This window comes from Paenibacillus antibioticophila (assembly GCF_000455265.1).
Lineage (GTDB): Bacteria > Bacillota > Bacilli > Paenibacillales > Paenibacillaceae > Fontibacillus > Fontibacillus antibioticophila.
Map to the genome: position 1 here is coordinate 1818514 of NZ_HG005139.1, position 9671 is coordinate 1828184.

At 48.0% G+C, this 9671-nt stretch carries 11 protein-coding genes; 7 read left to right on the forward strand and 4 right to left on the reverse strand.

Going from position 1 to position 9671, the window contains the following annotated elements:
• Positions 1-107: 107 nt before the first annotated feature.
• Entirely contained in the window at positions 108-767 is a 660-nt protein-coding gene (locus TX85_RS08315) for a TetR/AcrR family transcriptional regulator (RefSeq protein WP_044478629.1), read from the forward strand.
• A gap of 319 nt (positions 768-1086) precedes the next feature.
• Positions 1087-1965: a cation diffusion facilitator family transporter gene (locus TX85_RS08320; RefSeq protein ID WP_044478630.1), complete on the forward strand. Its 879-nt coding sequence runs from the start codon at positions 1087-1089 to the stop codon at positions 1963-1965.
• A 22-nt stretch (positions 1966-1987) separates the two neighbouring features.
• Here TX85_RS08320 and TX85_RS25815 read toward each other — a convergent pair whose 3' ends face one another.
• Positions 1988-2419: a GNAT family N-acetyltransferase gene (locus tag TX85_RS25815; RefSeq protein WP_233500655.1), complete on the reverse strand. Its 432-nt coding sequence runs from the start codon at positions 2417-2419 to the stop codon at positions 1988-1990.
• Positions 2380-2619, reverse strand: coding sequence for a hypothetical protein (locus TX85_RS27460; RefSeq protein ID WP_049894869.1), 240 nt, complete (start codon positions 2617-2619; stop codon positions 2380-2382). The genes TX85_RS25815 and TX85_RS27460 overlap by 40 nt, the downstream gene beginning before the upstream one ends.
• 200 nt (positions 2620-2819) lie before the next feature.
• Here TX85_RS27460 and TX85_RS08330 point away from each other — a divergent pair, with 200 nt between their 5' ends.
• Complete coding sequence (locus tag TX85_RS08330; RefSeq protein ID WP_044478631.1) at positions 2820-5027, forward strand: heavy metal translocating P-type ATPase; 2208 nt, start codon at positions 2820-2822, stop codon at positions 5025-5027.
• 110 nt (positions 5028-5137) lie between these two features.
• Here the strand turns inward: TX85_RS08330 and TX85_RS08335 are convergent, their stop codons facing one another.
• The gene (locus tag TX85_RS08335) at positions 5138-5509 is read right to left on the reverse strand and encodes an ArsR/SmtB family transcription factor (RefSeq protein ID WP_044478632.1); all 372 of its coding nucleotides are present in this window, start codon (positions 5507-5509) and stop codon (positions 5138-5140) included.
• A 364-nt stretch (positions 5510-5873) separates the two neighbouring features.
• Between TX85_RS08335 and TX85_RS08340 the strand changes: the two genes are divergently transcribed.
• Complete coding sequence (locus tag TX85_RS08340; protein WP_044478633.1) at positions 5874-6833, forward strand: arsenic resistance protein; 960 nt, start codon at positions 5874-5876, stop codon at positions 6831-6833.
• A gap of 169 nt (positions 6834-7002) precedes the next feature.
• Here the strand turns inward: TX85_RS08340 and TX85_RS08345 are convergent, their stop codons facing one another.
• A complete protein-coding gene (locus TX85_RS08345; RefSeq protein ID WP_044478634.1) occupies positions 7003-7344 on the reverse strand; it encodes a winged helix-turn-helix transcriptional regulator in 342 nt (113 codons plus the stop codon).
• 168 nt (positions 7345-7512) lie between these two features.
• Between TX85_RS08345 and TX85_RS08350 the strand changes: the two genes are divergently transcribed.
• The 3 genes from TX85_RS08350 to TX85_RS27465 form a co-directional block, all read left to right on the forward strand.
• A complete protein-coding gene (locus TX85_RS08350; RefSeq protein ID WP_044478635.1) occupies positions 7513-8610 on the forward strand; it encodes an FAD-dependent monooxygenase in 1098 nt (365 codons plus the stop codon).
• A gap of 19 nt (positions 8611-8629) precedes the next feature.
• Positions 8630-9433 (forward strand): GTP cyclohydrolase II, encoded by an 804-nt coding sequence (locus TX85_RS08355; protein WP_044479910.1) that lies wholly within the window; start codon positions 8630-8632, stop codon positions 9431-9433.
• A partial coding sequence (locus tag TX85_RS27465) for a bifunctional diaminohydroxyphosphoribosylaminopyrimidine deaminase/5-amino-6-(5-phosphoribosylamino)uracil reductase RibD (protein ID WP_044478636.1) occupies positions 9430-9671 on the forward strand: 242 nt, incomplete at its 3' end. The genes TX85_RS08355 and TX85_RS27465, both read left to right, overlap by 4 nt.

The following is a 9671-nucleotide window of genomic DNA, read 5'->3' on the forward strand; positions in this document are numbered from 1 at the left end:
TCATTGATTTGATATGCTACAAAAGTTATACTACACCGTGTAGTGTAATTTGTAAAGCAGGACTCTAACCGATTTCTAATGGTATATTTACAAGGGGGAAAGTAAGAATGGATAATACGGAAAACAAGAAAATCCGCAAAGGCTCTTCAGACAAACGTGCTAAAATTATTGCCGCGGCACGAGACCTGTTTCTTTCGGATGGGTTTGATCGTTCCAGCGTCGATGCGGTCGCAGCTAAAGCGGGAGTATCCAAACGGACAGTTTATGATTATTATGGCGACAAACAGAACCTGCTGCTTGCTGTTGTGGAAGAATCCAGTTCGGCGGTTCTGGACATGATCGAGCAAGGGATTTCAGACCACCTTCGGGAATTCGAGGATCTGGAGCAGGCGCTCATCTTATTTTGTCTGCAGATCATAGCTTCTGCGAGCGGTTCGGCTGATTACTTTGCTCTGATCCGTCTGGTTATGGTGGAAGCCGCCAACCTGCCAGACTCGTTTTTTGAAAGGCTGGACAGCGCAACTGAAGAGGGGATTATCAGGAAGTTTACAGAGTTTGGACAAAACGGATTGCTTAATGTGATCGATCCTAAAATGGCTGCAAAGCACTTCGAAGCATTAACGTTTTTATTGGTATTTAATCAACCGAGAAAAACCGGGACACTAGAGGAGGAACAAACCAAACGTATTATCACTGAAGGCGTGCGCGTCTTTCTTTGCGCTTATGGACCACGTACCGTTCAAAACAACAATCAACCATCACACTGATCGCGATTTATGCATAAGAACGGCTTGTATCCTTCCTATTACTTGAATGAGTTGTTGATGAACGATCAGAAAAATGCAAAACTAGCTTTGAATTTATAGGATTGCCCGAACAAAACACTCCTTCCAGTCACACGAATTGGCAGGAGTATTTTTGTTTGGGCTTCAAACCCCGGACTGACCATGGCAATGTTTTTACCTGATGCAACCTTCTTTGACCAGAGACATATTTCGTCCCTAGTAAAAAAACGTTTCTCTAGACCCACTCAAATTGTGTCTGATAGTATGGAACATGCAATGTTGAGCGGAGGGAGAGGCGAGAATGGAACAGCAGCAGCGGTATGAAAAATTGAAAATGGGAGAGCGGGGAGCCATTGTAAGCATTGTTGCTTATATTTGTCTTTCGGCTCTGAAATTAATTATCGGGAACCTGTCCGGCTCAGAAGCGCTTCGGGCCGACGGTTTGAATAATGCGACAGATATTATAGCCTCTATCGCTGTTCTGATTGGCCTGAAGTTTGCCCAGCGTCCCGCGGATCAGGATCATCCTTATGGCCATTGGAAATCCGAGACGATCGCTTCATTAATTGCTTCCTTTATCATGATGGCCGTCGGACTGCAGGTTTTGTTCAATGCGATATTCTCTGTCTTCGAAGGCAAGCATGAATCTCCGGATTTGATCTCTGTATGGACAGGGCTGTTCTGTGCGGCGGTGATGTATTTTGTCTATCGCTACAACAAAAAGCTCGCAGATACGATCAACAGCCAAGCCGTCATGGCTGCCGCTAAGGATAATTTCTCGGATGCCCTGGTCAGTGTTGGCGCTGTGATCGGGATTGTCGGGTCCCAATTCGGTCTTCCATGGCTGGATCCGGTTACGGCGATTGCCGTCGGGATTATGATTTGTAAAACGGCGTGGGATATTTTCCGGGAAGCGTCGCATCATCTATCTGACGGGTTCGATGAAAGTGCCATCGAAGCCTTCAAGGACACGGTGAGCCAGGTCCAGGGCGTGGAGGAGGTCAAGGAGGTCAGAGCGCGGAATTATGGCAGCAATGCGGTAGTGGACGTCGTGCTGTCGGTCAAGGGCGACCTGGAATTCCATGAGGCCCATAATGTGGCTACCAACGTAGAGAATGAGTTGAAAAAGTCCTCCGAGGTGCTGGAAGTACATGTTCACTATGAGCCTGCTAAATCTTAAAATCGGTATTGGTCCATCTGCTCTACTCGAGCTCCCATTCGTTGGAATCGGGAGAAATGACTTCCCAGGTTCCGAAGAGGGTAAGCCCTGCGGCTTGAGCTAGTGCGATTGATTCCTGCTGATCAAGCCGGCAGCGAAATTGAGGTTGAGCACCCTGCTGACAGGCGTACTGAGCTATAGAGCGGACGACGCTGCGCCCATGTCTTTGTCCTCGAAAAGGGGCGAGCGTGAGCACGCCGATATCCGCCAGGTTTGCTTTGCCCATCCAGGGGTACATACTGGCCGCGCTAACCAATCGATTTTGTTCAAGAGAGCCAAATACGGCCCAGTGGTCCAACTCTACAAAAGCGTCATCCAGGTCCTGCTCTAAGGAAGAGGATTCAAACTGAGCGAACAATTCATGGTCCTGTTCAGTTAAGCGGCGTAAATTACTCGCCAGATCAGTCTCAAGCAATTTTTCTTTTTCAGCTTCCGTGAAATAGAAGAGCGCTCCAGCTTCAGTATCATCACTCGATTATCTTCACTTAGCTCGGAATTGATGATAATTGAGAAGATCTCATTGGAATAAAAGGTGACTCCTCTAAAAAAACTAGTATGCCAAAAGTCAATGACCGCCTGTGGAAATGCTGGCATTCGTTCCTGCTGCTTGTTCATGATTTCACTTCCTCATCTAAATACAGCTTTTTAAAGCTTATCAAATGAAGGGAGGGGGCCATAGAGATAGTTCTATTTTAGTTGAGTTTGCCTATTTTTGCTCTGATCCACCGTACTTTGTTGACATCAGAACCAAGAAGGAATATATTATATATGAACAAGTGATCATATATAATCTTCTTTCGAAGAGAGGGATAAACATGGAACAGAGTATTTCAAAACAGAAATTAATCCTGGAAGGACTGGACTGTGCAAACTGCGCCCTGAAAATTGAGCAGGGAGTTCAAAAGATTGACGGAGTTGCGGCTTGCTCGGTAAATTTTGCGAACAAAACGTTAACGATGGAAATATCAGGAGCTCGTACTGAAGAGATTCTTGAGCAGACTAAGCAAAAGATTCGTAAGCTTGAGCCGGATATTAGAATTGTCGAATCTCATTCACACTTGAAACATAAGCAAGGTCAACATCAAGAACATAATCATGCCCATCCGCATGATCACGGTGACCATGAAGCCGGGGATGAACACGGCCATTCCCATGACCATGGGGCGAAGAATACCAAAGTCATGATCATTCGGCTGATCGCCGGTCTGGCTATCGGTGCGGCAGCCTTTGCATTTGCCTTGAGTCGAGAACTGGAACTGATTCTGTTTGTTGTTTCCTACCTGATCGTGGGCGGGGACATAGTTCTAAAAGCGCTGAAAAACATTGTGAGAGGCCAGGTATTCGATGAATACTTCCTCATGTCCATTGCGACTGTAGGTGCTTTTGTGATCGGCGAGTATCCTGAAGGCGTGGCCGTCATGCTCTTCTATCAGATCGGCGAGCTGTTCCAGAGCATCGCCGTCAACCGTTCACGGAAGTCGATCAGTGCATTGATGGATATCCGTCCCGGCTTTGCAAATTTGAAAATCAATGATGAGATCAAAAGAGTCAATCCGGATGAAGTGCAGATCGGTGACTTGATCATTGTTCGTCCCGGTGAGAAAGTACCGTTAGATGGGAAGGTCATTGAAGGAAACTCAGCTATGGATACTTCGGCACTGACCGGCGAGTCCGTACCGCGTGAGGTGACCGTAGGGGAAGAGGTCTTGAGCGGATTTATCAATAAGAATGGCGTCCTGACCATCGAGGTGACCAAGGTATTCGGAGAATCAACCGTTGCGAAGATTCTGGATCTGGTCGAGAACGCCAGCAGCAAGAAGGCGCCAACGGAAAACTTCATTACGAAGTTTGCCCGCTATTACACGCCGGTGGTTGTCATTGTTGCCGCTTTGCTGGCAGTGGTGCCGCCGCTCCTATTCAGCGGTGAAACCTTCTCGGAATGGGTGTATCGGGCATTGGTATTCCTGGTCATTTCTTGTCCGTGTGCGCTGGTCGTATCGATCCCGTTAGGCTTCTTCGGCGGCATTGGCGCTTCATCCAAGAATGGGATTCTGGTGAAGGGCAGCAACTACCTGGAGGCATTGAATGACGTCAAATATGTTGTCTTCGATAAGACCGGTACCTTAACGAAGGGTGCCTTCAAAGTGAATGGCATTCACCCTCAAAACGGCTGGACCAAGCAACAACTCCTGCGTCATGCAGCGTTTGCTGAAATGCATTCCACTCATCCGATTGCAGAGTCTATTCGGGAGGCCTTTGGAGAGGAACTGAATGAAGCCTTGCTTGCTAACTACAATGAGATATCGGGCCACGGCATTCAGGTTATGTTCGAAGGCAAGGAGGTGCTGGCAGGCAATGCGAAGCTCATGCAGAGAGAGAACATTGATTTCTCGGCACCTTCTGAACTGGGAACGATCGTCCATATTGCGGTGGATAAGCAATATGCCGGTTATCTAGTCATCGCCGACGAGGTCAAGGAGGATTCCGCACAGGCGATCTCCTCACTGAAACGGCTGGGCGTGAAGAAGACCGTCATGCTGACCGGGGATATCAAGGCAGTAGGGGAAGCGGTTGGTAAACAGCTCGGCGTGGATGAGGTGCGAGCTGAGCTGCTGCCGCAGCATAAGGTCGAGGAGCTGGAGAAGCTTGACCGTCGTAAGGGAAGCAAAGAGAAGATCGTGTTCGTCGGCGACGGCATCAATGATACGCCAGTGCTGGCCCGGGCCGATGTCGGCGTGGCGATGGGCGGTCTTGGCTCGGATGCGGCGATCGAAGCGGCGGATATCGTCATTATGACCGATGAGCCCTCGAAGCTGTCTTCCGCGATTTATATCGCCAAGAAAACCCGGAGAATCGTATGGCAGAACATCGTGTTCGCCTTGCTGGTTAAAGCGGTCTTCCTGCTTCTGGGGGCCTTCGGAATCGCAACGATGTGGGAGGCCGTATTCTCGGACGTAGGGGTCACACTGCTGGCCGTATTGAATGCCATGCGCGTATTGAAGATTAGACCTAACCTGAATTAAGAGGCAGCTAAACAGAGCCGCTATGAATCAGTTGGATGAAATAAGGACTGTCCCATAAGCCATTTTGATGGCAAAGGGGCAGTCCTTGTATTTTGCGTATACTCATTTGTTCATCCGTGGTTCGTATGCTGGAGGGTCTGCAGGAATATTTCCTCAATATGTGTATCATCCAGTGAGTAGTAGACGGTCTTTCCAACCTTGCGCCGCTTTACAATTCTAAGATTGCGCAAATATCGGAGCTGGTGAGAGACGGCGGATTGTCCCATTTCAAGGAGCACGGTTAAGTCATGTACGCAAAGCTCTCTCTTTAGCAGGGCACTAATGATTTTGACCCGTGTCGGATCACTGAAGGCCTTGAACCAGTCGGCTACCTGAACCGCGGCCTGGTCATTGATCAGCTCTGTCTTTACCGCCTCCAGGTTCGTGTCCGACCCTGAACAGTTCGTATCGCAATCTTCAACGGTTTTTATGGGCTGTACCATGGGCAATCACCTTTCTGTTGGGCCTATTAAAATGCGAGTTCAAAAAGTCAGCTTTTCAGCACCGAGAAGGTTGCGAGAACCCGACGAAGGAGGAACGGAGTGTAGGCGGACCCTACATGAGTACCGGACTTCTAGGGTGAACGCAAGATTCGACATCGAATCAGCCCCTTGGAACACTTCGTGATCAAAAGATGACTTTTTGAACAACCTCTTTAAACGAAAACATTACAATTAAGCCGCTATTGTCCTCACAATAACATATTAGGTTGCAAGGAGCAAGATCGGCACCTGAGTAGGAGGTCTGCGATGAAATCCATATTGAGGTGTTTGTGATATAATTCCAGTAAAAATAGGGAGTGAGAGCATGTTATCCAGAGAAGGACTAGAGAAAAATCAAATTCCTATATACATAATTGCAATTATCCTTGGCGGTATTGCTGGACTGATCCAACCTAAGGCAGGAAGGCTGTTGGAGCCTGTTGTCTCCGTTGCGATTGCAGTGCTTTTATTCAGCATGTTCTGCCAGATCCCGTTTCTCAAATTAAGAGAGGCACTCCACAATGGCCGCTTTATAGGGGCGTTATTGCTTGTAAACTTTATCCTCATCCCTATACTAGTATTCCTGTTGATCAAAATATTCCCGCAGCCAGATCCCGTTCTGATTGGGGTATGCCTGGTGCTTCTGACTCCGTGCATAGATTATGTCATTGTTTTTACACAGTTGGGAAAAGGAAATGAAAAGCTCATTCTTGCATCTACGCCGGTGCTGTTTGTTGTTCAAATGCTGCTGCTGCCCCTCTACCTATGGTTGTTCATTGGGACTGAAGCCTCCCAAATTGTTAGGATCGGCCCCTTCGTTGAGGCCTTTGTGTATATGATTCTCATTCCATTAGTGTTGGCTTTGGCTTTACAATTTTCGGCGAAGAAGAGCGAGCCTGGAAGCAAGGCATTAGATTTTACAGCTTGGCTGCCTGTTCCTTTTATGGCTCTGGTGCTCTTTTTGGTGATTGGGTCTCAGATTGACCGGGTAATTAACGACTTTGCTGTGATTATTTCCGTAATACCTGTTTATGTTCTGTTTCACTTTTTTGCGCCGCTGATTGCGCGTTTGGCCGCATCTGTCATTCAGATTGAACCATCGGATGGAAGAGCCTTGCTATTTAGTGCCGGGACGCGCAATTCATTAGTTGTGCTTCCGCTTGCTCTAACCTTGCCAGGCGAGATGGCAACCATAGCTGCCGCTGTTATTGTAACCCAGACGATGATAGAGCTAATTGCAGAGCTCATCTATATCAAGGCTGTGCCTAAGCTTTTATACAAATAGAGCGGGACAATTAAGAATTATTAAGATTAAATATGGCTCGTCTGCAAGCATCTATCACAAGTTCAAGCTCGGAATGCGCCATGAAAGAAGCACTCCCCCGTCTACGGTGTCTGGGAGAGTGCCTCCTTTGGGGGAGAATAATGGACTGACTTTAAAGCAGATAGAAGGCTCAGGAGGGAAGGCGATCCTCTTCAGGAGACAATTGAATCCAACGGGTTGCCCAGTGCTGGATCTGATCTAGTATAGGGGCAAGCTCGGCTCCTTTGTCGGTGAGAGAATACTCGATCCGAACCGGCTTCTCGGGATAAACAGTACGTGTAACAATTCCTTCCTCTTCAAGCTCCTTCAGACGGTCCGAAAGGACTTTCCCGCTCAGGTTGCGCAGCGAGCCTTCAATGGCCGCAAAGCGCTGTGGTCCCGGGAGCAGTTGATGCAGGATCAGGGTCGTCCAGCGCTTACTGAGGATATCTACAGCTCTTTCAAATCTTGGACAAACTTCAGGTACTTCCATTGAGTATCACCTCTATGGTCAGTATTATACAGCAACTATCATAAAACAACAACCTTTACAAAGTATAATTAATTACTTGACTAAACAAAGTATTGATTATAAACTAACTTACATAAAGTAACTTGTTTATTTTGGTTTTGATATGTGATCTGCCTAGGAGGAAGTCCTATGAATTTAAAGACAGAAGTATGTATTGCGGGTGCCGGACCAGCGGGAACGCTGTTAGCCTGTCTGCTGCTTCGTCAAGGTATGCGGGTCACGCTTGTGGAGAAGCTGAATGAGCTTGGCCCCCGCTTTCGCGGAGAAATATTGAATGATGTCGGCGTATCTGTATTGGAGCGCCATCATCTCTTGGAACGGATTGCTGAAGAGGCGGTATTGCCGCTGCAAAGGATAGAGTATTGGGAGCAGGGGATGTTGACCAGAGCATTGCTTCCTGAAGAGACAGACGGGAATGTCGGTGTTCATGTTCCGCAGAAGGATTTGCTCAAGCCAATGCTTGAAGAAGCATTGAGCCATGAGTCTTTTAGTTATCTGCCTGGACACACGGTCAAGGAGCTGGTGACAGACGAAAGTGGACGAACAATCGGAATTGTTGCTGCCTGCCAAAAGACAGGGCAAAGTAAAACGATAATCAGTTCGCTTACCGTTGGGGCAGATGGAAGGTATTCTGCCGTACGCAAGCTTGCCGGTGTTGAGACGGTCACAACAGACCATGGATATGATCTGCTGTGGGCGCGAATCCCGGCGCCGCAGGGCTGGGAGTCAGTCATCCGTTCTTCCGTAGAAGAAGGACAGCAGTTGCATTTATTTACGCAAGCCAGAGGCTTCATCCAAATCGGATGGAATATTGCCAAGGGCAGCTATGCGAAGCTAAGGAAAGAAAGCTTTGAGCCTTTTATCGGACGCTTGATTGCAGCCTTTCCTGATTTGGAGAATCATGTTCGCGAGCATATTCAATCCTGGCATGATTTTGTTCTGCTGGACATTTTCAGCAGACAAAGTGAAACTTGGATAAAAGAGGGGTTAGTACTCATCGGAGACGCCGCTCATACGATGACACCAACAGGGGCCTTCGGGTTAAATGAAGCGCTGCGAGATGCGGAGCAGTTGGCTGAAGAACTAGGTTTCTCATTGATTAACGGAGATTTATCTCTTCGGCAACTGAATGAATTTGTACAGGAGCGGCGAGCGGTAGCTGAAGAGCTTCAGCGCCGTCAATTGGAAATGGAAGCAGAGTATGCCTATCAATTTTCCGCAGTTTAAAGAGAAGGGACAGTATATGATGATAAATGAACAAGCTTTGGCGATCTTGAAGGATAAGATTCAGCCTGTATATACGAAGGATCAAGTTCAATTCCTGGTAGGTCCGGTCAAGCTTCCTGTAAATCTGGATGGCGAGACAGTGACATTTCAATGGTACAACTGGCTTACCTTAGGCAAGCATGAAATAGAGGGGATTCGAGAAGACGAAATGGCTGAGCATATCATCGCTAAGCTCCCTACGATGAGTTTGGCCGAGGGGCAACAGTCCAGTGTACTGGTCTATGGGGACTTCGAACATGCCGATGATGCCCTGATTCGGATGCATAGTATCTGCCATACCGGAGATATCTTTGGAAGCAAGCGCTGTGATTGCGGTTATCAATTGCATCAATCGATGAGAATGATTGTGGAGCGCGGAGCAGGAGCCGTATTTTATTTAGCAAATCATGAAGGAAGAGGCATTGGGCTGTTCAGCAAATCAATGGCCTATCTGCTTCAGGAGGAAGGCATGGATACGGTGGAAGCCAATTTGGCTTTGGGCTTTGCGGATGACTCCCGCAATTATGATGCTGCCATCGGAGTACTGGCTCATTTGAGACAAAGACCGGTAACCCTGATCACCAACAATCCAAAGAAGCTTGCTGCAATGAAGGAATCCGGTATGAATCTGTCCGGACGGATGCCTTTGTGGGGAGATGTATCGGAGTTCAATCTTAAATATTTGCAGACAAAGGTTCAGCGCTCAGGCCATCTTGCCGCGCAAGAGGGGGAAGGCCGCCAGTTGAGCGTGGCGGAATTGATCCTGGAGGACCATGTATCATGATTGAGCATGAGAAGTTTATGCGGCTTGCCCTTGAAAATGCGAGAGCAACCGAAGGACAGACGGCGCCTAATCCCCAAGTGGGAGCCGTCCTTGTTAAGGATGGCCGTATTATTGGTATAGGAGCTCATTTGAAGCCGGGAGAGCCTCACGCTGAGGTTCACGCGTTGACAATGGCAGGCGAGAAGGCCAAGGGAGCCACAGCCTATGTCACCTTGGAGCCTTGCTCGCATCATGGCCG